Raw genomic sequence first — 20492 nt, forward strand, 5'->3', positions numbered from 1 at the left:
AGCCTGAGGGGCTGTCTGGATTGCTTTGAGTGCCCCATCGAACTCACCGGCCTCTGCGGCTTCGATCAGTGCAGAGACAAAACCCTTGAACTGGCCTTCTGGCACATAGTTGGTCGTGGACCCGCCGATGTTCAGCGCACCAGAACCCAAAGGCACACGCACTTCAACGATGCCATTTTGTAGCTTCCAGATTTTGTTCGGCCCCCTGCCGTTGGGGAACTGCTCAGCTGCTTTGCTGAACCGAGCAACCAGCTTCGCACGATCCTTTGAGACATCATACGCCTTGGCTTGGAACTCGGACTTGAGATTGTTGTCGATGAAGCGTGAAAGATCGACGGCCATAGAACTGCTCCCAACTGTGTGGCGCACTTCCTGACCTACTCAGATTAACAAGTCAATAAAAAGGGCGACACAATGGCCGCCCTTGTATGTGTGAGGTTGAAGCTGCTTACTTGGTCTTCTCAGCCTTCTTCGATGCTCGCGTTGTCCGCAGCTTCTCACGCCGAATAGCAATGCCCTCGTCAGCGGTCTTCAAAGCCGCATCAAGATCACCCTTCTCGACCAAGCCCTTGAGGTGCTTCATCGCGTCCTCAAAGTGGTCAAGCGGAACAACGACCTTTGTTTCATTGCCCACGATGGGCAGCGGCTTGTTGTTCACTCGGAGTGTCAGGCAGACCTCACTTTGGCCGATCTGAAACCAGCGACGACCGGCTTCCTTGGGGTTTTTGAACAACTCGATTTGCTTGTTGATGCCGTCAATGAGGATCGCCTTAGCAGTCCGACCCTGTTCCCCTACTCCGGCAAATTCAGCCGACTTAGCAGCAGGGACGATCATGTTGGGGTTGAAGTTAGCCATTTCGTATCTCCGATCTACGCAGCGCCTTGTTGCCCTGCTTCAATCGTATGTTACCAGTTGTTCTCCATTCCTACCGAAGAGTGACGTTGACAATCAGGTTTTCTGGTGTGGCTCGGCCCTCTTAATCTGCAACTCTGCATAAATAAGGAGACACACAAACAAGGAGAACAAAGCTGCATGACCCGCAAAGCCCGCAAAGCCCGCAAGCAATACAAGCTCGTAACGGACGATCTCATTCAGGAGGTTGCAGCCCGCAAAGCAATCGGCATTTCCAATCAGACGATCAGCGATGAACTGGATTTGTCACGCTACCATGTGCAGAAGATCACCAACGATCCACGATACTCTGCCGTGTTCTACAAAGCTATTGAGACAATCGCGGCGGTGATAAGCGGTAAATAGACGAAACAAACTATAAGGAGAGACAGACAATGTCCAAGCAAGACTTACAAGATCAGATTAATGACCTGAGGGCGACAGTTGACCGCCTCGCTGCTCAGCTGAACGCCACACTCGCAGACATCACCAATATGAGGGCTGCTGCCGTTAAGGCTGCAAAGCCAGCTGCTAAGAAGGGCGGTGAAGCAAATGTCTAATCGTTTCAGCCTGAATGAACTAGATGCCATCCTACAGATCATCGCTGCTGCGTCTAAGAAGGGCGCGTTCGAGGGTCCAGACCTTCCAACCGTTGGGGCTGTTTGGCAGCGCGTCGTAGAAGTCAGCAAAGCTACAGCTGAACTGGAAGCTGCCGCGCTGAAAGCAGCAGAGGAAGCCGAAGCAAAGAATAAGCCTAAGGGCTAAGTGTGATGCATCCTTAAAGGGGTCCGGTGGATCACGGTCCTGAAAGGTCTTAGCTGCTAGGGGTTGAGGGCGCCCGCCCAAACACATTGAAGCCGCCCCCATACGAGTTAACGCTGCCGCATCGCACTTATGGGTAATTGGTGGTGAAGCTGAGAAATAGCCCAAGGACCGGGGAAACTCGGTCCTTGCTCATGACTTCCTCTTGGCAGACCCGTAGGCCCCTGATACGCAACGGAAATCGATTGGGGGATAGAGCATGGCGTTGGATTACCACTTAGATTACAGCGTCCGGTATTCCGACGATTCCGAATTCAAGAACCTATACAAGTGGTCTCTTCAAGAAATTGACGAGGATGGGAAGAAGGTCGGACGGGATCTCATCCCTTGGGACTGGTCGCTCAATTTCACCGCAACGGAGTTCACCCATTCCCACAGCACATTATTGGGTGAACGGCACTGGCGAGGAAACGATGAACCGCCAGAGCAGCCGTCTCAATTTATTGAGCGCGAATTCATTCGCGCTGAGCTTCGCCCCGGCTACCACAATGAAGACCCGCGATGGGCGCCCAGCTACTCCATGTTGGGCACGAAGCGGCATGTCACATCGTTCGGGCTGTATATCCAATGCTCAGATGACGAGAAGGAAACCTGTCGTGTTTGGGGTAGTCTCAGCTACACCATGGAAATCGATTTTCGTGATGAGACACCTGACGATAGCCTTCAGGTCTATATGACGGTTTCGAAGGCCCGGTTCGACCGCTTGGTTGAACGGATCAAGAGTCGTGATTTTGACATTGCCACCGTGCGGATCGGCGGCGTTGATGGCTTCTATTCGGATTGGTCGCCCAGCATATCGACGGATTCCGTCAAAATCCTAAGCAGCGCCAAAGATCACAAAGTCCAGCTGCCAGAAGGGCTGGACATCAAGTTGCCACAACTCGGCAACGTGAATGAATTTGACCTCACCCTTCTGTCGCGGCGGAAAACCGAGATTGCTCAGCCTCAGGCTGAACCTGATGTTGACGCGCCAGACGACGACTACCAAGCGTTTGACCCTGAGGCGCATCAGCGCAACCAATCTGATCTGCTGATAAAGCAGGTCACGGCCTTGGGCGAGAAGGTGAAAAAATCGCAGACTGTTTTGTGGGTGATCGCTGGCCTGCTGGTCGCCTTGCTGCTGAAATAGCAGTTTACCCGAAAAGGGCCTGACGCAGCATCGAATCTGAAACCTCTGCATAGGCCATCGTCGTCTGTAGATGTCGGTGGCCCAATGCCTTTTGCAGCACCCTCATGCTGGCGCCCTGCTCCACCATCCTCGTAGCCATGCCCCGGCGACCCGAATAAGCAGAACCCTCAACGCCCGCCATTCCCATCAAGCGCCGAACGCTAGCGGACATTTGATGTGCAGAGAATGGATAGCCCTCGCGGTTCAGAAACACCCTGCCCTTGCGTTCTCCCATATGCAGGTAAACCGCGTCGAGAATGTCAGCAGAGACAGGCAGAGAGCGACCTGAGCCGCCTTTTGAATGCCCTAGCGGGATACGCAACTCTCCTCCGCGAAACCAGCTGCTCTCAAGCCCTGCTAGTTCCATGGGGCGCAATCCGAGTTTCCGAACCAAAACAAGCAGCAGTCGGTAATGCTCTGGACGCTTCATCGTCTCTACGTGAAGAGCGATCTTGTTCCATTGTGCATCAGTGAGGATCGGGGCTTTCATAGTTCACTGTCTCCTTCCCCAACTATGTAAAATCACATCTCCATGACGTCATCCAAAGAGTGACACGCAGAACAGGATATCTCACCAACTAAGTACGGGGTGAGCAAGAAAAAGAACTCCTCCCCCTGCAAAGTGCCCGGCTGCGAAGATGAAGCACGATCCCTTGGCAAGTGCTTGAAGCATTATAATGTGGAATATCGGACCCGCCCATGTAGCGAACATGGGTGCAGCAACACTCGCACTTATGGCACACTCTGCACGACATGCTACCGCACACAATTCCGAACACGACGAAACGCGAAGATAGCAGATGGAAAACTCGCGCCTATTCTTATCCCAAGAAAACTCACTACAAACGGCGATGGCTACATAATGGGCTGGGCACCTGAACACCCGCTGGCTATGTCAAACGGTTTAGTCCTTGAACATCGCCGCGTTGCATACAACAAATATGGCGCAGGCACTCAGACTTGCAACTGGTGCAATGTGGAACTCGAATGGTCTGCTGTTGAAGTAGATCATTTGGACTGGACCCGCACAAACAATCGCTCAGATAACCTCGTAACCAGCTGTCAGAAATGTAATCTCGGCAGAAGGTCGCCTAAGGAAGAAGCAGCCGCGAAACAAACCTCCGCAAAGCTGAATGAACAAAGCGATAAGCTGACTGCGCTGATTAAACGCCTCAATCGCTGATCCCGGTAAATATGCAGACAAACCGGGAGAACAAACATGAGCAACTTAATTCACTTCCCACACGGGCAACTAGCGTTAAATCGTGAGATAGAGACCGCAGCAGAAGCCCTCGCACAACTACGCACGGACACAAACGAACTAAAGAGTCAAGAAGAAGACTTCCGCGAGAATGGCATCCGCATTCCAGACGGACTCAAGAGTGCAATCAAAGAGACCGAAGTCAATCTCATTCAAACTCAGAGCCGCTTGAAAGCCCTATGTGACCTGCGCGAACTAGCCAAGACATTAAAGCGATAACGCCTATGCCCCAGACTCCTCCTCCAAAAAAGCCAAAGCTACTTCTGGACGACAAAGGCAATGTGATACTCAATAAGTTCGGCCATCCCGTTACAGCTGAACTCACAGAGGAAGACAAAGCAAACATCAATGAGCTAGCGAGCAAGGGATATACAAAGAGAGCAATAGCTAGTGAGTTGGGTGTCAGCCTAGTGAGACTAACAAACTATCTAAAGGAACCAGCTGTAGCCAACGCGATTGCTCTAATGGCATACACAGTGGAAGTTGCAGCGCATAACCAGAAGATGGAAGAAGCAATCAACGTGCTAGTTGACATTGTAGCAAAGCTGGAAAGCCGAGTAAGCGACTTACAGACTGAGGTCAGGCAAACAAAGAAAGCAGCAGCAAGAAGCCGTATCGGAAGAGAGAAAGCTGAACGCACAAGCAGAAGCCAGAGACAGGAACTCACTAAGCTGCGTAACCAGTTATGGAAGAGAACTGGAAGAACCCTTTAATGTGGGTTGATACAGTAGCAGTATGGCATTTGTTGTGAGTTATAGATGTAGGCACTAGATATAGAGGCTCTACCCAAGACGTTTCGCCTCCCCTAGATCCTACCCTGTCAACACCTTTTTCTCATATTTCCACATTCTTTTTATTCAATTGTGGAAGATAATCGCTTTTCAGCCGCAACTCAGAGTTAGTGAGAATGTCTTTAGAGTCCAGTATCACTCTGAGTGTATTCTACTATCACTCTGCTGGACTACTATCGTAGTCAGCCACTAGAGTATAGACGCTAACTGCCACTGTATTGAGTGTGTGCCAGCGTCATTAACTCTTCTGATAAAGGCTATGCCTAGCGGCTTCTAGATACTCATACTCCCACACTTAGATAGTAGCATCGTCTATTGTCAAAGCGAGTAGAAAAGCGACAATGCCACAATTATTTCTACTCTGGTGTGGAGGTGTTGTTGTAGGACAACAGCAGGAGTGGTTGTGGAGGTAGTTAGTCGCGCTAGTGATGTGACATACTCTACTACTCTATCAACATACAAGGAATAAGAGCAAAGTCAGCCACTATCTCAACAACTCGTCGCATTTCTAGGTGTGAATAATGTAGCAATATCATACCATGGTGAGATAACTGTTGACACCAAGGGTGACTGTGGGAACGCCGAACATAGCCTTGGAGAGCGGTGTTTGAAGGGTGCTTAGTGCTTTCCATATTTTTCTGTAGGAAAACACCCTGAACCGCTTGCACTCTTCCATTAGTCGGTTACGGGAGCGCATGACCAACAGCAGCTACCCATATGCGTTTCAGCCCATGTTCGGCGTCACTCAGGGGGTTCTGGAATGGCTGCTCGAAAACATCGGCCATCAAGGGAATGGCTGGATGAGACATGGCCGCGATGAAATCCTTATAGCGGACGATCACAACGCCACCTTGTTCAAGCTGACATTTGCTTTAGTGCTATGAACTACTCTGTTTTACTGGACTAATTACTTCAAGAAGTATAAAATAACTTCTATCAAAAAGGTCTTGAGGAGGTCCGGCAAAATGAAATTGAGTGCATCGAAAATCGCCCAGCGGGCGCGCCACGCAATCTCGAATGCCGCCGAGAAAATGAGCACCGCAGCCTTCGACTGCCTGAGGGCTAAAGGCCGCCTTCCCAAGAACTCAATAACCGACTTGCGGCCTTTAGCCCTCAGGCAGTCGAACGTATAACGTCGCTACTCTCCGATTTTACCGACGCCAGAAAAACTGTCAAGCGACATTGCTCTCGTAGTTGAGATTGCGCCCCAGGCAAACAGTTCTGCCAAGTTAGAACTGCGCTTTACCCTTCTTTCCCTTCGCAACGTCCCCAACAGCTTCACGCAACAACCGCTCAGCCGTCGTTTCGGTTTTGAGTTTCGCAGCGTGGCCCTCAACTGCTTCCCGGAGTATCCGGCTTGCATTGTCCTCGTGTTTCATCTGAGTACCGAAGCCCTCCACCGCTTGCCTAATCGCCTTCGCGGCATGGCTCTCGATGCCATCCGGCCTTATAACCGTACTTCCTGCCAGAGCCTGCGTTATCGCCCTTGATGCTGCTCCACTTGCGCTTCCTGTCAGCAAGGGATCGGGAATAGTGAACATAGGATCGCCCAGCCTTGCGAGACCAGCGAGAACACTGCCTGCGGCACTTTGCTGCTTGTCCAATTCGACCACGCGAGAAGGCTTTTTGTTGAGCATGTCTATGATAGCCCTGTTGGGCTGAGCGATACCTTGCTCTTCGATCTTTTGCCGGTCGACTTCATCAGCTAGCAACTCGAAGTGTTCTTCACCCGGGCTTACCTTGAACAGCTTTATGTCTCGATCCTTGTTCAGCATCTTGACGATTGCACTCTCCCAAACTGGATCAGTGCGGATACCAAAGTAGATTGCTGTAATCTCGAACTCCCGGTGGTGGACACCAGCTTTGTCCGCAATGTCCCGCCATTCCTCCTCATAGCCCCACTCAGGCGCTTTTGAGAAGAAGTAGGTGTTGTAAACGCGCTTCGCAGCGGCCTTGTCCCCCCTGACCTTCCATCGATAGAGATCGTTGGCGCTGATCGAGCGTCGGCTGTTGTAGTTCACCTTGCCCAGATTGGGGAAGTTGTGGTTCTTCGTACTATACTCGATGCAGATGCCTTTATGCTGATCTGCATAATGGCTCCACATAAGCGGTTTATCCCAATTCTTGGAAAGCGATAGGACGCCTCGCTGGCCTAAGTCCTCCTGCAAGCCTTGCAGTATTTCCCGGCTTATCAGGCGGCAGAAGTTCTGCTCGCGCTGCTCAGGAAGGTCTGCACTACCGGCCAAGAAATAGAGTGCGCTGATCCGATTTTCAAAAGATGGGGTGTCCTCATGCGATCGCATCACCCGAAGCAGATTTATAAGCTCATCCGGGCCATTGTCGATTTGCAGCGTAGGGTTGCAGTCCAAGGGATCATTGAACAGCGATGGCGCGCAATGGTTTACTTCCGCGTGTACAATAGCGCGAAGCGAATAGGGGCCAACAGGGCAGTATTTATAGAGCTTGGCAGGTATCGTCATTTCCCTCACATAACCTGAAAACAGGGAATTTCCAGCCGTCCGCTAAATATCGGCATGGATGATAATGACTTTCCCACGCCTGAGCAGGCCAAGCGCCATTTCGATGCTCAGGACCGCTCCGTTTTCCGCAAGCCGGGCAGTCGCGATCCCGGTGTGACGATCCTGAACGACCCCAAGGAAGCTAAGGCGCTTATCGCGTCTGAACTCGCCGGTAATCAGGTTGCCACATACAAGACACGCAATCCGGCTACGACCTTCCCCGATCCTGCTGCCGACATGCAGCGCAAAATCCGCTCCATTCATGCCGGTCGGATTGCCCCTGAGAGCTTCAAAGAGAACATCGACACAGTTCAGGACTACTTGCTCTATGAAATTGCGTTTGGCGACCAGACGAGCAACCAGAGGGCAAAGAACCTCGTCGCGCTCGCAAAACTGCTCCACGAGGAACAGAAGCGCATTGACGAACTGGTTCACCGCGAACGCCAGCTAGAAGCGAAGAAGACTGACCAACTGCTGAAGGGTCGCGCTCTTCAGGAGCAAATGCTTCAGAACAAAGCCAAGCGCGAAGCCATGAAGGGCGGCAAGCCCAAGGTGGACGGTGAGTAAGGCACTGTCTGAGTATCAGGACTTAATCGACTTTCTACACGATCAGACCCTAACGCTGGGCATCGATCGCTATTGGGAGTGGGTAAACACTCTTCCTGACGAGGATCGCGAGCAAGTCATCGCGACCATGACCGATCCGGCGTTCGCGTTACAGCCGCACCAGTTCATGCCGCGCTTGGACGATTTGACCGAAGCCGGGCTGATGTGGCGCTACTGGTTCCTGCGTATGGGCCGTGGCGCTGGTAAGACACACGCGGCCAGCACAAACGTCAATTTGCTTGCCCGCTACGTCTATCCGGGTCTGGATGGCATGTTGATTGGCCCAACGTCACAGCACGTTCGCGCCGTTATGATTGAAGGCGAGAGCGGCATCCTCAACACAGCGCCAGCTGACTTCAAGCCACGCTATTACAGCGGAACCGCTACGGTCGTTTGGCCCAACGGTAGCAAGGCGCTCATTTACACCTCAGATGATCCGCAGAGCATCCGTGGCCCTTCCCTTTATTGGGCTTGGGGCGACGAGCTGGCGAAGTGGAAGTCAGAAGAGAGCTTCAAGAACCTCGATTCCACGCTGCGTAACAGACACCCATGCGGCAACCGTATGATTCTAACGACCTCGCCTATTTCCTCGCAGAAATGGGTTCGAGCCATTGAGGCGAAGCCGGAAACGATCACCAGCGTTGCAACATCCTTTTCCAATACCCTCGGCCTGGACGAACGCGCATTGCAGACATGGCAGCGCGATGTGGATCAGGGCAGTCAACGCTCGCGTGAAGAGTATCTAGGCGAATGGATCGAGGAAACGGACAAGCTCTGGACGGTCGATGAACTCGATCTTCTGGTTCAGGATCGCAAAGGCACGACCACTCTGAGTGACATCATCGCACAGATGGACAGCTTACTGCTGTCCATCGACCCCGGCGGCAAGCGCGACCTCACCGGCATCATTCTGATCGGCAAACGGGGTGATCGCTACTGGATTCTAGCTGATTTCACTAACAAAGCGCCCGAACGAAAGGCGCAGTGGCTTGCTCGCGTTGCCGAAATCAAGCGCGAATATATGCGCGACGGCGACCGTATTCTGGTCGAAACCAACGTGCATCAGGACGCAGATCAGGACATTCAAGCCGTTTGCCCCGGTGTCTATGTCGAGCCAAAGCAGCAGAACCAGCACACTGGTGGCAAGATCGCCCGCGCTCAGCGCGCTCAGCTGCTCTATGAGGACAAGCAAGTCGTCCACTTCCGATCAATGCCCGACCTTCATCAGCAGATGGACGCATTCTACGAAGTGGAAGCAAGCAAGAATGAATCTCCTGACCGTGTTGACGCTCTAGTGAATGGCTTAAACTGGTATCAGGACAACAAGAAGCGCAGCTTTGAACTCTGGTCCGTGAATGCACCTGTGTTCCACTACTAACCAATAAATACCCATAAAGCTGAGAGGGCCGCATGGGTATCTTTGGAAAAAATAAGACTGCTGATCTAGAAGAGCTTGTTCGCGGTAGCGTGACAGCGGCCTTCGAGCGGCAAAAGGAACTAGACTACGGCAAGTATGAACCCCGCAATCAGTATGCCGGTGGTTTCAGCTTGTCTCCCCTTGAAATCACATGGACCGACCCTGCTGACTACAGCAAGCGTGTCAAAGCGATCTATAAGAACGCCACTGCGAAGGCATGTGTTCTAAAGCGCGCTCAGGCCATCGCAAATATCGACATCAAGTATGTCGGGGGGAACAAAGCCGTCAAGGAGCTACTCAAGCGCCCTAACCATCGTGACGGAACCATTCAAGTTCTGCTCAATGATGCTGAAATCCACCTATCTATCGGCGGCGATGTTTACTTCTTTTGGGACAACACCGTTCCAAACAGCCCTAAACTCCACACTTTGCGCCCTGATCTTGTCACTAATGACGTTCAGAATAGCCGCTATCTCTACAAACCATCGCAGACCGAAAAGCCCGATTTCACATTTGAATATGACAGAACGGGCAAGACTACCCGCGTACTAAAGCGAAATGGCGCCAGTGAGAGCATCGTCAGGGGCGGATTGCAGCATATCCGCTATTTCGACCCTCTGACGGCCACAAAGGGCGTGGGGGCCGGTGAAAGCGCCCTTGCTGCTATCGACGTCATGAACGCGATCGACCGCGCAATGGCGGGCAAATTCCGGGCTGGCGGCACCAAAGCAGGCTATTTTCAGGTCAAGGGCGACCCTACCGACGCAGATATTGCGAAGTTGAAGACGCAAATGACTGCGCTCAACCCCGATGGACAGGCGCATGTTCTGCCAGCTGGCGTCGAATTCAATGCGGCGCAGCTGACCCTAGCTGAAATGGAAATTCTCGAAGCCCGCGCTGAGATGAAGCAGGACATCTGCGCGGCTTTCCAAGTTCCCGCTGAACTAATCAACGCAAGCCAGTCCACCTACGCAAATGCGCGTGGCATGGACAAGATATTCTACCGCAACTTCATAGGTCCAGAAGCCCACTGGCTAATCGGCCAGCTAGAAGTTGGTCTGCAACTCTACATTGACCCAAATGCAGAAATCACAGTCGATGAAGCCAGCGCACCACACTTGGAAGAAGACCGCTTAGAGCGCGCTTCTAAGATGGCACAGATGAAGTGCTTTACCGCCGACGAGATCAGGGCCGCTCTTGGTTACGAAGCAGCAGCAGAAGACGCTGAGTTCGTAGGCGCGGACGTAAATATGGGACAGCCTGAGGAGAAGCCAAAGGGACCAGTAGCTTTCAATGCCGATGCTGGCAATCGAGGTGATAAGAATGAACAATAAGAACCTGCCACGCACAAAGGCACTATCTTTTGAACATGCTGTTAAGTCCGTTTCTGAGAATGGAAACGGTGAGGTCGAGGGTTACGCGAGTATCTTTGGCAATATCGATCAGCACGGCGAGATTGTTGAACGCGGCGCATTCACAAAGACTATCGCTGAACGCGGCGACAAGGTGCTGTTCTGCTGGCAGCATAACAAGCACGAGATCATCGGCAAGATCGTAGAACTACGCGAGGACCAGAAGGGTCTATTTTTCCGCGCACAGTTCGCCCCTACTCCACGCGGCCAAGAGGCTCGAGAACTGCTCAAGATGGGCGCTTTAGGTGGCTTCTCGTTCGGCTTCAACGTCCTACAAGAATCTCAGGAGCGACTAAGCAACGGTCGCCCTATTACTCGCTTGAAGCAACTGCGCTTGACTGAGATTTCCGCTGTGAGCCAGCCCTGCAATGAGGAAGCACTACCACTCGGAGTGAAGAGTGTTGATGCACCTGAGTTCAGCGATGAGGAAATGGCGCTCATTGAGGAGTTCAAGAGCAACTTGCTAGCCCAGCGCACTGCTGATGCCGACGAGGGCCTTTCTGAGGAGCCTGAGGGCGTTGCTGACGTAATTAAGGCTGTTGCGGACGCAGCAGAATCAGCAAGTGAAGCTCTAGAAGAGTGGGTCGCAGATGTAATTACTGAGCAAGAAGCTGCAATTGACGCTGAACAGGTCAAGGAAGCTATTCAGTTCGCTTTCCTCAAAGATGGCCTTCGTAGGTCGCTCAAGAAATAAATAGAACAACAAAACGGGCATCTAGCAACGACTAGACCGCCCCTCGGCTACTTGAACCGCAAACAGCATTCAACGGCCACCGAGAACAATAATAATAATGAGGTGCCGATAATGGCTGTAGAAAATATGGACAAGTTGCTTCACGATATTCGTGAAGTTGTTGCTGAGAATGTGCAGGACGTAGTTCGCACTGAACAGATTACCCGAATGGAAACTGAGTTTGATGCTCGTTTCAAGTCACTTGAAGACGCTGTAGCATCTGCTGCTACCCCAGCTGTCGCAACTTCGACTGCTGACGCTGCTGAACTGACCAAGGAAGCATTCGCAGAATATCTCCGCGCTGGTTCCAAGGCTCTGACCACTGGCACTGACGGTCGTGAATATGTGAAGGCTGTTGGCGATCAGGCATCGCTTGGCGTTCTTTCCGAAGGTGGTATCCTTCTGCCTAAGGTCTTCGGCAACATGGTCAACCCGCTGAACCGTAAGGGTTCGCCAGTTCGTCAGCTTGCTTCCGTGCGCGCTGCTACTGGCATGGGCTTCGTGACTCCATTCAAGACCACTCAGGGCACTGCTGGCACTCGTACTGAAATGGGCGCGATCAACACCAGCCCTGCTCCTCAGTATAACACCATCCAGCACACTTTCACTGAAATCGACGCAGAAGAGCTAATCACTGTCTGGGCAGCAAACGGTGCCGAGAACGTGAACCTGATGGAAGGCATTGTGCAGGACATTCTCGCATCGCTGGACGAGAAGGAAAGTGATGTGTTCTTGAACGGTGAATTCCAGAACGCACTTGGTCAGACCATCGGCGGTGTTTCGACCGTTAAGAACGGTATCCTAAAGCAGACCAAGCTAGTTGCTGGCGTTGACGAATACACCAACGTCGTTGGTTCGCTGGCAGGTGTTGAAACTGCTTCGGCTACCGCTGTTACCGCAGACGACATCATCGACCTGCTGACCTCGCTTCACGACCGTTACGCTGATAACGCTGTTGTCCTAACCTCGCGTGACCTCGTTAAGCGCATTCTGACCCTCAAGGACGAAGAAGGCCGTTACCTGCTTTCGGTCGGTTCGGTTCAGGATGGCTTCGCTGCTCGCATCTGGAACACTGGCCTACGCACTAGCGATCACTTCGCTAAGTTCGCTGACGCTGTGGACGCTCCAATTGCAGTCGCAGGCGACTTCCGCTCTTCGGTTGTTATCGCAGACGCACAGGGCACTATGTTCCTGAGCGATCCATACACCGACAAGCGTTTCGTCAAGACCCGTGCTTCGCGTAGGACTTCTTCGTCCATCGTGAACTACAACGGTCTGCGCGGCCTCTACAAGAAGCCAGCAGCTTAATTGGTTCAAGATAGGGCGAGGCAACTCGCCCTATCACCATGAGCAGCGACTAAATACCTAAAACAATAAGAGGTCGCCAATGATCGTTACAACAGGCGAGAGCCAGAATTCATACATCACTCTGAGTGAGGCGAATGCGCTGCTTCTGACGATGGCGGCTAGCTTCATGTCTGGTGAGAGCGAAGAGAACCAGCTGGCAGAAGCAGACGAACGCTATTTGATCGAATCTGCTGCCGATCTGAACTTCCTGTGGGACTGGTCCGGTGAGCCAACAGACGACGCACAAACCCTCGCATGGCCGCGCCGTTTCGTTCCAAAGCCCGGCTATCGCGCACCTAGCGAACCCGGTTGGAGCATCCCTTTCGATTATGCGGACTGGATTGCTTTCAAGCCATACCTCTACGGCGCGACTACAGCAGACCAGTTCATCGGAGAGACTGTTGTTCCTCTGCACATCAAAGAGGCTCAGGCACTTCTCGCTTTGTTGAAGAAACAAGGCGGTAATCTCGTTGGTGATAATCAGGGCGACATGCAGGGCACTCAGATTGGTAAGATCAAACTCAGCTACGTGAACGCAATCCGCGAGAGCGCAGACATTCACAAGCGAACTGGACAGTATGGCCGCTTTAAGGGTGGCTTGCTGACGGGTGTCTAATGAAGAAGATACCTGCAAGCGTTGAACGCACTCTCAAGAGACTTGGTGAGCCAGTTACCATACAGCACCCTTCTGATTCATTCTATGCCAATGCGTCTGGTCCAGTAGATACCTATGCAATCATTGACAGCCAGAATGTGTCAGCCGGTGAAGGCAAGTGGGATCGCAAGCTAGTTGCTACTCTTCCCGCGCTCGGCATTGAACTCAATGGCGCGCAGTTGACCCGCAAGAACACTGGCGAGAAGTTCACTGTCAGCGTTTACGAGAAGACATACGCTGGCGGCAATGTAGCTATGCAGGAAGTGGTGCTGAAATGAGCGTAAAGAACATGGATGCAGTGCTTCGCTATCTCGGCAGCATCAAACATGCTGTTGAACATGAGGTATTTGAGGAAGCAGCCACTACTTGGGTGAAAGAAGACTTTCTACCTGTAGCTAGGCAGCTTGTTCCCTACGACACGGGTGAACTTCACGACAGTATCGGCGGCAACGCAAACCCTCAACAGGTCAGAGTGTTTGCTGATGCACCTCATGCGCGAGTGACTGAGGAAGGCTCTGTTGAGAAGAACATACCGGCCCAGCCTTACATGAGGCCAGCATTTGAGAAGACCCGTAGAAAACTAAGCAAGCGCACTCGTGATGCGCTTAGGAAGCGCCTGAAATGAACCTGATTGATTTGTCTGATCGAGTGAAAGCTGCCGTCGATAGCGACCCTGTTCTAGCAGAGGCTATCGAGGCGCGCATTGTCTTTGGCATCCCTAAGCAGCATCCAGCGGTCTATGTCGATGGCTTGTATGATCTTGATGACAGCAAAGGCGCAAGTCTGGTCAGGTTCACCATCAATCTCACGCATGAGAAAAATGGCATCGCGGAAGCAGCCACATTCTTTGATCTAGCTGGACGACTAAAAGCAGCACTGAACGGCAGCCAATCTATTATCGGCGGCAGCTGGCTGGATCGTTCAGAAGAGACAATCCATCGCGCTATGTTTGACTGCCAGACTTGGCTCTAAAAGCCACAACTCAGCACTGACGCATAAATATCCACAGTATTAACTACAACTGTGAGGTATTGCCGATGGCAGCTACTGAAAATCTAAAGCTGGGTAAGGAAGTCCGTGTTTACATCGGTAAGACTGCCTCAGCGACTTCCGACATCGATTTCGTTAAGATCGTCAACGAAAACGAAGTGACTATGTCCTACTCTGTGGACGAACAGGACGTTTCCACTAAGGAAAACGGCAAGGTCTCGCTACCCGGCGACGAGTCCTACGAGTTCAAGTTCACTCTCAACCTCGCTCTAACTGATCCTTCGCTACAGTATCTTGCTGCTGCGAAGAACAAGTCGTGGCCATACAAGGTCAAGAGCGGCGCGAACGATTGGTATGAAGGTCGCTTCATTCTGACCGGCGTTGAAAACAAGGCAGGTTCGCAGGGCGTTATCGAGGGCAGCTACACCCTCAAGAACTCCGGTCCAGTTACCGAGAACGATCCAGAAACCGGCGAGCCATACGGCGCTGCTTAATCAATGTGTGACGGGGCTTCGGCCCCGTCATTGCCAACAAGGAGAACATAACAATGGCAATGAAGAACCTACTTGGAACCGGCGTGTTCAACTGGAAGGGTAACAGCATCAAGATCAGGAGCGAACTTGGCGCACTGGACGCACTCTTTCAGGCAACTGGCAAAGACCCGCTGACACTTCTACAGACTGCAACTTCTCAGATGGAAATGGCAGAGCTATTCTTCCACCTACAGTACGACACTGCTTACACTCGTGAAGAGATTTATGCCGGTCTGTTTGCTCGCCTAGACGACTTCCTGAGCGAAGAGTTTCAGATGAAGTTGGCAAAGTGCCTTGCCGACTGCATCGGCACCGAACTGGTTGAAAAGCTAGAACCAGCTGAGGACACCCAAAAAAAGTAACCGACTTGCCACTGCACTTGGTTGCTTACACTAATCTGTTCAACAACCATATTGCGCCAGAGTCAATCTGGCGCACCAGTTGGCCTGAATATCTCCTTGCTGTCATCAGCTGGCAGCAAATGCACCCCTCCGAAAACAAAGCTGGTGAGAGTGTAACTCCGGCAGAAGCAGCGCGTCGTATCAGACAGCGCCGCGAAGCCACCTTCGGTTCTGCATCCTCTCGCTAAATATCCGAGGAGGTGACTAGCATGGTCGATCAAACTGGCTTCGAGTTAACAGCGGAGTTCAACAAAGAAGCCGTCTCTAAGGGCATTGATTCTATTGTCGGTAAGCTCAAGGTATTTGAGCGTAGCGCCAATACCAGCACTGCGACAATCAAGCGTTCCCTAGAGAGCATCGGTGATGCCAAGTTGCGCTCCAAGTTCATGGATGGACTTGATGGCCAGCTTTCCCGCGCTCGTTCAGCAAGCGCCACTACTTCCAGAGCGATTGTTGCCGACATGGAGCGCGTCAAGCGTTCGGGTGATTTTGCGAAGGCTGCACTTGCTGGTGCATTTGGTGGCCTAGCTGTTGGCGGCATTTCTGCCGTTGCAGGCGCACTCAAAGACGTTTCCCGCGAAGCAATGTCGTTCAGCGATCAGGCATCCAGCATGGAAGCCAAGCTGACGCTCGCAACAGCAAAGACCGGCAATCTCGCCGTCGCGCAGCGTGACGTTGGATTGATCGCCCGTCAGACGCGAACAGACATCGGCGCTGTCACTGACCTCTATTCCACAATGGCGCGCAACGCTGACACGCTCAACCTGTCTCAGAAGCAGATTGCGCTTGGCACGACCGCCGTAGGCATGGCGCTCAAAATCGGTGGTCAGGGCGCAAGTCAGAACGCGGCGGCAATTCTTCAGCTTTCGCAGGCAATGGCAGCAGGCAAGCTGGCCGGTGACGAATTCTCGTCCATCAACGAAAATGCCCCTCGCCTTATGCAGCTATTCGCAGACGCGATGGACGTTCCACGCGGCAAGCTGAAGCAGCTGGCGAAGGAAGGTAAGATCACTTCGGAGGTGATCGCTAAGGCGCTGACTGATCCAAAGCTAACTCAGGGGTTGAAGGCTGAATTTGCCAAGATCCCGGTCACGTTCGCAGACATCAACACCGCGGCGAAAAACACGGCTGTCACGATGGCCGGCGCGTTCGCAAAGGGCTTCGGTCTAGGTGACAGTCTCGCAGAGGCACTGGTCAACGTCCAGAACTTCGCAGTCGAGAATGAGGCGACATTCCGACAGATCGGCCAACAGGCCCGCGAGGTGTTTGCTTCGATGGCCGAGGCAGCGAGGAACGCATACAGCGTCATTTCCTCATCCATTCAGTTCATTCAGAACAATTTCGGCGTCCTCAAGGCCGTAGCCATCGGCGCGGCAGTCGGTTTCTCGATTTACGGTCTAGGCGCTGCCGCAGCGGCAATCAGGACTAGCGCCTTCGGCCAGGCTGTCTTGATGAATGGCAGCATCGTGCTGGCGACGGCCCGCAATGTCGGCGTGGGCGCTGCTGCTCAGGTTGCGTTCGCAGGCGCTACTAACGTGGCAACGGTCGGCGTTCGCGCATTCACGGCTGCATTGCTGGCTAACCCGCTGACCGCGATCGCTGTGGGCATTTCGACCCTCGTTTCGATGTTCGTCCTACTGGCCGACAATACCGATGAGGCGACCCGCGCAGCACAGGCCCATGCTCAGGCACAGGAGGAGCAGGCAAAGCAGGCTCAGAAGCTGACTGAGTTTGAGATGCAAGTGGCCGAAATGACCAAGGCTGCGAAGGAAGAAACTCTCAAGAAAATCCAAGCGTCGAAAGTCTCAGCAGATTGGGACGTGATTTGCGCCAACAACGCATTGTCTCGCGCAAAGGCAGAACTGCAACTGGCAGATTCTATTGCTCGCAGGAAGTATGAAGAGTCGGTCAAATGGTCTGGTCTGGCCGGTGAAGGCGCAGCCGGTGCGGTCTATGGCGCTGGTAAGGCATATGAGCGCGACACACAGAAGCAGCGCCAGCAACAGCAGCAGGCCGAACGAAACCTGAGGGATGCTGAGAAGCGACAGGCAGAGTTAGCAAAGCAACAAGCGATTGTAGAAAAGGATATTGCCCGCAGCAATAGCAGGTCCGGTCCTCGCGCTTCCGGAGCATCCGATCCAGACAAGAAGACTTCCAAGGGCATGACCGACGCAGAGCGCGCAGCAAAGCGTTACGCAGAGGCCGTTCAGAAGCTCAAGGACGAATACAACGAACTGAACGTGTCGCAGGAAGAGAAAGCAATCCTCGACGCGCTTGAGTCTGCCGGTCTGCCTCGCAAAATCGATCTCACCAACGAACAGGTGAAGTCCATCGCTGACCTTGTGAAGCAGCTACAGGAGGGCAAGAACGCCAAGCAGGTCGCCGATACACTCAAGGAACTTGAGCAGGCACAGAAGGAATTGACCATGAGCGGCGAACAGCTGGCTATGGTCGAGGCTCGTCGTCGTGCAGGTCTTCCACTGGATTTGGCAATTACAAATGCTCAGACGGCTGCAATCGATAAGCAGGCCGCTGCTAACTACAATCTAGCCAAGTCCGAAGCTGCAAAGAAGGCAGTGAAGGACGTTGAGCAAGATCAGAAGTATCGTCTGGAAGACGCGCAGAATGGTCGTCTCGCAATCGACAATCCTGAGAAGGCAGAGGACGAGCGCGCAATTCAGCAGATACACCGCGACCGCGATGCGAACATAGAGAAGATCAGGCAGCTTGAGGGCATCAATGAGGCGAAGCGTCAAGAACTGATCCTCAACGAAGAGAACATCGCAAAGATAGACGAGCAGAATGTCCGACTACAGAGGCAGAACCAGCAGGTTCAGAAGCTATCGAACTTCCTGCAAGACCTTTGGGAGAACCCAAAGCAGGCGATGCGTAAGTTCTTCCAAGACCTGATGAAGCGCCTCATCGAAGCGATCTTGAAGTCCATCATTCTTGGCGAAAAGCTAGGCGGCGGTGGCGGCATCGGCGGACTGTTAAAGGGCGCAATCGGCGGCGCGCTCGGCATCGGCGGCGGCCGCGCAACTGGCGGTTCTGTTGGTCGCGGCGACATTCGCATGGTCGGTGAGAACGGCCCTGAACTCGTCAGCTTCGGCGCAGCTGGTCAGGTCTTCAATAATGCTGCGACCCGTCGCGCAATGGGTGGAAGCAATGTCTCGCTCAACCCGACCTACAACATCACCCTGAGTGGCAATCAGTCTCAGGACAATATGACGCTGGCTGCGATCAAGTCCATACAAGCAGAACAGAACAGGCAGATCAAAGCCCAACAAAATAAGAGGGGGTGGCAATAATGGTCGCACTACCTAATCAGGGGATGCTTACAGTTCCTATCCAGTGGAACACAGAAGTTGAGAAAACTGAAATTCAAGCTGCGGGCTACCGTCCATCAGTTACGAAGGGTTGGAGGTCGTGGACAGACACAGCGACACTGGCATGGAGCAACCTCACTGCTGACGAAGTCAAGACGATGCTTGATCTATTCAGGTCAACGAATTTCAACGGCGTTTTCGACTACACTTGCAAGGTGAATGGTGCGATTCGCATACAGCTGAACGGCCCTGCCATGTTCACTGAGGAAGGCGGCAAGAAGCTGCACTCGCTTTCGATCAGCGTGAGGAGGGTTTCGTAATGCCCAACTTACATGCGCTGAACGTCGAAAACCTCATTCAGCTGCTCACTATCGATTTCTCGGCCTTCGGTGGCGGCATTGCCCGTTACACGGATACGACGACCTATGAGGGCGCAACGTCTGAAACCAGCCCCGTTGTGTATCGTGGGCTTGAATATACTCCCCTGCCCTTTCAGTCCGGTGGCTTCGCGTCCGGTGGAGAGAACATGGTCAGGCCGTCATTCCAGATAGGCGACTTTTCCGGCGCGCTCTACGAAATGCTGCGCGATATGAATTTCGCACCCGGCGCACCTGTGACGCGAATGCTCATCCTCAAGGAAGACATTCTGACCAACAACGTCAACGGGATCATCAAGACATACAAATATGTCCTGAACCGCGTCAGCAAAAAGGGCTATGTGCTGGACTTGGAACTAGCAACCCACATCGACTTTGCGATGAGGAAGTTCCCCGGCGTGGTGATGACCACAGAGGACTACCCGGCCCTCAACAGCACTCTGAATTTCTAATGGCGCTGCCGTTCCTCCCTGACGAGCTATGGCAGCAGATGGTGCCCGTATTTGGCAAGGCGTGGCCCTGCGAAGCGGTCGTGGCGATCTGGCCTGACGAATGGCGTCAGTTGGACAATGTAGCGGCAGAGCCGATGAAGGGCTTCACTCTGAGTGACGAAGATCGCTTAGAAGTCCTTACCCGCAAGCCGCTTGCTCTGCTCCACAGCCACCCTAACGGCTTTAAGGAACCCAGCGACAAGGATACGCTCACTCAGCTTGCTATGGGCGTTCCGTGGGGCGTCGTGCCTATCGACGCTAACCCTGTCACCGGGCACATTTACGCGATCCATTATCCTGAGTGCTGGGGCGCCGGTTTACCTATCCCTGCGCTGCTTGGCCGCCAGTTCCTTTGGGGCGTCCGCGATTGCATGACGCTCGCTCAGGACTTCTACACCCTGAATGGCGTCCATATGCCTCGCATACCTCGCTACCGCAAACCGCATGAATATCCGAAAGGCCACATAGGGAATGACCCGTTTAGGTCTGAACCAAAGCGTCTTGGCTTGAAGGACATTCAGCGCCACGAACGCAGGCCCGGTGATCTGTCCATCTGGATCAACAACAAGGGCCGATATGACCACTGCGCTGTCTATTTGGGCGATGGTCGTTTCCTTACACAGTCGATTGACCAAGCCTCAGAAATCTACGTGACCGACTACGAAGAGAAGTTCATCGAACGTAAGTCGATTGAGTTTTTGCGTCCTAAGTCGATGAAGAAAGACATCTGCTGTGACATCGCGCAGCTTGA

At 52.9% G+C, this 20492-nt stretch carries 27 protein-coding genes; 23 read left to right on the forward strand and 4 right to left on the reverse strand.

Annotation, left to right across the window (positions count from 1 at the left end; all coding sequences use genetic code 11):
• Both MRBLSP13_RS11690 and MRBLSP13_RS11695 read right to left on the reverse strand, forming a co-directional pair.
• Nucleotides 1–342: hypothetical protein (locus MRBLSP13_RS11690; protein WP_363754587.1), on the reverse strand; the 342-nt coding region annotated here is incomplete at its 3' end.
• 106 nt (nt 343–448) lie between these two features.
• Entirely contained in the window at nt 449–856 is a 408-nt protein-coding gene (locus tag MRBLSP13_RS11695) for a hypothetical protein (protein WP_363754588.1), read from the reverse strand.
• A gap of 177 nt (nt 857–1033) precedes the next feature.
• Here MRBLSP13_RS11695 and MRBLSP13_RS11700 point away from each other — a divergent pair, with 177 nt between their 5' ends.
• The 4 genes from MRBLSP13_RS11700 (at nt 1034) to MRBLSP13_RS11715 (ending at nt 2843) form a co-directional block, all read left to right on the forward strand.
• On the forward strand, nt 1034–1258 hold the full coding sequence (locus MRBLSP13_RS11700) for a hypothetical protein (protein ID WP_363754589.1): 225 nt from the start codon (nt 1034–1036) through the stop codon (nt 1256–1258).
• 29 nt (nt 1259–1287) lie between these two features.
• Nucleotides 1288–1452, forward strand: a complete 165-nt coding sequence (locus tag MRBLSP13_RS11705; protein WP_363754590.1) for a hypothetical protein — start codon at nt 1288–1290, stop codon at nt 1450–1452.
• Entirely contained in the window at nt 1445–1657 is a 213-nt protein-coding gene (locus MRBLSP13_RS11710) for a hypothetical protein (RefSeq protein WP_363754591.1), read from the forward strand. The genes MRBLSP13_RS11705 and MRBLSP13_RS11710 overlap by 8 nt, the downstream gene beginning before the upstream one ends.
• A gap of 256 nt (nt 1658–1913) precedes the next feature.
• Nucleotides 1914–2843: a hypothetical protein gene (locus MRBLSP13_RS11715; RefSeq protein WP_363754592.1), complete on the forward strand. Its 930-nt coding sequence runs from the start codon at nt 1914–1916 to the stop codon at nt 2841–2843.
• Between the two features lie 4 nt (nt 2844–2847).
• On the opposite strand, the gene MRBLSP13_RS11720 is transcribed toward MRBLSP13_RS11715, so the two are convergent.
• Nucleotides 2848–3372, reverse strand: a complete 525-nt coding sequence (locus MRBLSP13_RS11720) for a tyrosine-type recombinase/integrase (protein WP_363754593.1) — start codon at nt 3370–3372, stop codon at nt 2848–2850.
• Between the two features lie 372 nt (nt 3373–3744).
• Between MRBLSP13_RS11720 and MRBLSP13_RS11725 the strand changes: the two genes are divergently transcribed.
• From MRBLSP13_RS11725 to MRBLSP13_RS11740, 4 genes are all read left to right on the forward strand, one after another.
• Nucleotides 3745–4065, forward strand: a complete 321-nt coding sequence (locus MRBLSP13_RS11725) for an HNH endonuclease signature motif containing protein (protein ID WP_363754594.1) — start codon at nt 3745–3747, stop codon at nt 4063–4065.
• Between the two features lie 36 nt (nt 4066–4101).
• Nucleotides 4102–4362 carry a hypothetical protein gene (locus MRBLSP13_RS11730; protein ID WP_363754595.1) on the forward strand — a complete coding sequence of 87 codons (261 nt, stop codon included), beginning with the start codon at nt 4102–4104 and terminating at the stop codon, nt 4360–4362.
• 5 nt (nt 4363–4367) lie between these two features.
• On the forward strand, nt 4368–4856 hold the full coding sequence (locus MRBLSP13_RS11735) for a hypothetical protein (RefSeq protein ID WP_363754596.1): 489 nt from the start codon (nt 4368–4370) through the stop codon (nt 4854–4856).
• Between the two features lie 773 nt (nt 4857–5629).
• Nucleotides 5630–5818 carry a hypothetical protein gene (locus MRBLSP13_RS11740; protein WP_363754598.1) on the forward strand — a complete coding sequence of 63 codons (189 nt, stop codon included), beginning with the start codon at nt 5630–5632 and terminating at the stop codon, nt 5816–5818.
• Nucleotides 5819–6163: 345 nt separating this feature from the next.
• Here the strand turns inward: MRBLSP13_RS11740 and MRBLSP13_RS11745 are convergent, their stop codons facing one another.
• Nucleotides 6164–7414, reverse strand: coding sequence for a DUF2971 domain-containing protein (locus MRBLSP13_RS11745; protein WP_363754599.1), 1251 nt, complete (start codon nt 7412–7414; stop codon nt 6164–6166).
• 54 nt (nt 7415–7468) lie between these two features.
• Between MRBLSP13_RS11745 and MRBLSP13_RS11750 the strand changes: the two genes are divergently transcribed.
• The 15 genes from MRBLSP13_RS11750 to MRBLSP13_RS11820 all read left to right on the forward strand — a co-directional run.
• A complete protein-coding gene (locus tag MRBLSP13_RS11750; protein WP_363754601.1) occupies nt 7469–8020 on the forward strand; it encodes a hypothetical protein in 552 nt (183 codons plus the stop codon).
• Nucleotides 8013–9437, forward strand: a complete 1425-nt coding sequence (locus MRBLSP13_RS11755; protein WP_363754603.1) for a terminase large subunit domain-containing protein — start codon at nt 8013–8015, stop codon at nt 9435–9437. The genes MRBLSP13_RS11750 and MRBLSP13_RS11755 overlap by 8 nt, the downstream gene beginning before the upstream one ends.
• 32 nt (nt 9438–9469) lie before the next feature.
• Complete coding sequence (locus tag MRBLSP13_RS11760; RefSeq protein WP_363754605.1) at nt 9470–10810, forward strand: phage portal protein; 1341 nt, start codon at nt 9470–9472, stop codon at nt 10808–10810.
• Complete coding sequence (locus MRBLSP13_RS11765; protein ID WP_363754607.1) at nt 10800–11582, forward strand: HK97 family phage prohead protease; 783 nt, start codon at nt 10800–10802, stop codon at nt 11580–11582. The genes MRBLSP13_RS11760 and MRBLSP13_RS11765 overlap by 11 nt, the downstream gene beginning before the upstream one ends.
• Before the next feature lie 111 nt (nt 11583–11693).
• Nucleotides 11694–12929 carry a phage major capsid protein gene (locus tag MRBLSP13_RS11770; protein ID WP_363754609.1) on the forward strand — a complete coding sequence of 412 codons (1236 nt, stop codon included), beginning with the start codon at nt 11694–11696 and terminating at the stop codon, nt 12927–12929.
• A 79-nt stretch (nt 12930–13008) separates the two neighbouring features.
• Nucleotides 13009–13584 carry a DnaT-like ssDNA-binding protein gene (locus tag MRBLSP13_RS11775; RefSeq protein WP_363754611.1) on the forward strand — a complete coding sequence of 192 codons (576 nt, stop codon included), beginning with the start codon at nt 13009–13011 and terminating at the stop codon, nt 13582–13584.
• A complete protein-coding gene (locus MRBLSP13_RS11780) occupies nt 13584–13901 on the forward strand; it encodes a hypothetical protein (RefSeq protein ID WP_363754613.1) in 318 nt (105 codons plus the stop codon). Before MRBLSP13_RS11775 ends, MRBLSP13_RS11780 begins: the two co-directional genes overlap by 1 nt.
• Nucleotides 13898–14248 (forward strand): hypothetical protein, encoded by a 351-nt coding sequence (locus MRBLSP13_RS11785; RefSeq protein ID WP_363754615.1) that lies wholly within the window; start codon nt 13898–13900, stop codon nt 14246–14248. The genes MRBLSP13_RS11780 and MRBLSP13_RS11785 overlap by 4 nt, the downstream gene beginning before the upstream one ends.
• Nucleotides 14245–14595, forward strand: coding sequence for a hypothetical protein (locus tag MRBLSP13_RS11790; protein WP_363754617.1), 351 nt, complete (start codon nt 14245–14247; stop codon nt 14593–14595). Before MRBLSP13_RS11785 ends, MRBLSP13_RS11790 begins: the two co-directional genes overlap by 4 nt.
• A 65-nt stretch (nt 14596–14660) precedes the next feature.
• Nucleotides 14661–15107: a phage tail tube protein gene (locus tag MRBLSP13_RS11795; RefSeq protein WP_363754619.1), complete on the forward strand. Its 447-nt coding sequence runs from the start codon at nt 14661–14663 to the stop codon at nt 15105–15107.
• A gap of 53 nt (nt 15108–15160) precedes the next feature.
• Nucleotides 15161–15508, forward strand: coding sequence for a hypothetical protein (locus tag MRBLSP13_RS11800; RefSeq protein WP_363754621.1), 348 nt, complete (start codon nt 15161–15163; stop codon nt 15506–15508).
• Nucleotides 15509–15756: 248 nt separating this feature from the next.
• Nucleotides 15757–18855, forward strand: coding sequence for a tape measure protein (locus MRBLSP13_RS11805; RefSeq protein ID WP_363754623.1), 3099 nt, complete (start codon nt 15757–15759; stop codon nt 18853–18855).
• Nucleotides 18855–19193: a hypothetical protein gene (locus MRBLSP13_RS11810; RefSeq protein ID WP_363754626.1), complete on the forward strand. Its 339-nt coding sequence runs from the start codon at nt 18855–18857 to the stop codon at nt 19191–19193. The genes MRBLSP13_RS11805 and MRBLSP13_RS11810 overlap by 1 nt, the downstream gene beginning before the upstream one ends.
• On the forward strand, nt 19193–19702 hold the full coding sequence (locus MRBLSP13_RS11815; RefSeq protein ID WP_363754629.1) for a hypothetical protein: 510 nt from the start codon (nt 19193–19195) through the stop codon (nt 19700–19702). Before MRBLSP13_RS11810 ends, MRBLSP13_RS11815 begins: the two co-directional genes overlap by 1 nt.
• Nucleotides 19702–20492 (forward strand): NlpC/P60 family protein (locus tag MRBLSP13_RS11820; protein WP_363754632.1); only part of this gene is annotated, 791 nt, incomplete at its 3' end. The genes MRBLSP13_RS11815 and MRBLSP13_RS11820, both read left to right, overlap by 1 nt.

The organism is Sphingobium sp. LSP13-1-1.1, from assembly GCF_040676415.1.
Classification (GTDB): domain Bacteria; phylum Pseudomonadota; class Alphaproteobacteria; order Sphingomonadales; family Sphingomonadaceae; genus Sphingobium.

Coding starts and splice junctions, on each gene's coding strand:
- MRBLSP13_RS11735 (WP_363754596.1), top strand. CDS start 4,368: ATGCCCCAGACTCCTCCTCCAAAAAAGCCAAAGCTACTTCTGGACGAC.
- MRBLSP13_RS11770 (WP_363754609.1), top strand. CDS start 11,694: ATGGCTGTAGAAAATATGGACAAGTTGCTTCACGATATTCGTGAAGTT.
- MRBLSP13_RS11695 (WP_363754588.1), bottom strand. CDS start 856: ATGGCTAACTTCAACCCCAACATGATCGTCCCTGCTGCTAAGTCGGCT.
- MRBLSP13_RS11775 (WP_363754611.1), top strand. CDS start 13,009: ATGATCGTTACAACAGGCGAGAGCCAGAATTCATACATCACTCTGAGT.
- MRBLSP13_RS11765 (WP_363754607.1), top strand. CDS start 10,800: ATGAACAATAAGAACCTGCCACGCACAAAGGCACTATCTTTTGAACAT.
- MRBLSP13_RS11795 (WP_363754619.1), top strand. CDS start 14,661: ATGGCAGCTACTGAAAATCTAAAGCTGGGTAAGGAAGTCCGTGTTTAC.
- MRBLSP13_RS11760 (WP_363754605.1), top strand. CDS start 9,470: ATGGGTATCTTTGGAAAAAATAAGACTGCTGATCTAGAAGAGCTTGTT.
- MRBLSP13_RS11815 (WP_363754629.1), top strand. CDS start 19,193: ATGCCCAACTTACATGCGCTGAACGTCGAAAACCTCATTCAGCTGCTC.
- MRBLSP13_RS11750 (WP_363754601.1), top strand. CDS start 7,469: ATGGATGATAATGACTTTCCCACGCCTGAGCAGGCCAAGCGCCATTTC.
- MRBLSP13_RS11710 (WP_363754591.1), top strand. CDS start 1,445: ATGTCTAATCGTTTCAGCCTGAATGAACTAGATGCCATCCTACAGATC.
- MRBLSP13_RS11705 (WP_363754590.1), top strand. CDS start 1,288: ATGTCCAAGCAAGACTTACAAGATCAGATTAATGACCTGAGGGCGACA.
- MRBLSP13_RS11700 (WP_363754589.1), top strand. CDS start 1,034: ATGACCCGCAAAGCCCGCAAAGCCCGCAAGCAATACAAGCTCGTAACG.
- MRBLSP13_RS11720 (WP_363754593.1), bottom strand. CDS start 3,372: ATGAAAGCCCCGATCCTCACTGATGCACAATGGAACAAGATCGCTCTT.
- MRBLSP13_RS11730 (WP_363754595.1), top strand. CDS start 4,102: ATGAGCAACTTAATTCACTTCCCACACGGGCAACTAGCGTTAAATCGT.
- MRBLSP13_RS11790 (WP_363754617.1), top strand. CDS start 14,245: ATGAACCTGATTGATTTGTCTGATCGAGTGAAAGCTGCCGTCGATAGC.
- MRBLSP13_RS11780 (WP_363754613.1), top strand. CDS start 13,584: ATGAAGAAGATACCTGCAAGCGTTGAACGCACTCTCAAGAGACTTGGT.
- MRBLSP13_RS11805 (WP_363754623.1), top strand. CDS start 15,757: ATGGTCGATCAAACTGGCTTCGAGTTAACAGCGGAGTTCAACAAAGAA.
- MRBLSP13_RS11715 (WP_363754592.1), top strand. CDS start 1,914: ATGGCGTTGGATTACCACTTAGATTACAGCGTCCGGTATTCCGACGAT.
- MRBLSP13_RS11740 (WP_363754598.1), top strand. CDS start 5,630: ATGACCAACAGCAGCTACCCATATGCGTTTCAGCCCATGTTCGGCGTC.
- MRBLSP13_RS11800 (WP_363754621.1), top strand. CDS start 15,161: ATGGCAATGAAGAACCTACTTGGAACCGGCGTGTTCAACTGGAAGGGT.
- MRBLSP13_RS11725 (WP_363754594.1), top strand. CDS start 3,745: ATGGGCTGGGCACCTGAACACCCGCTGGCTATGTCAAACGGTTTAGTC.
- MRBLSP13_RS11785 (WP_363754615.1), top strand. CDS start 13,898: ATGAGCGTAAAGAACATGGATGCAGTGCTTCGCTATCTCGGCAGCATC.
- MRBLSP13_RS11810 (WP_363754626.1), top strand. CDS start 18,855: ATGGTCGCACTACCTAATCAGGGGATGCTTACAGTTCCTATCCAGTGG.
- MRBLSP13_RS11745 (WP_363754599.1), bottom strand. CDS start 7,414: ATGACGATACCTGCCAAGCTCTATAAATACTGCCCTGTTGGCCCCTAT.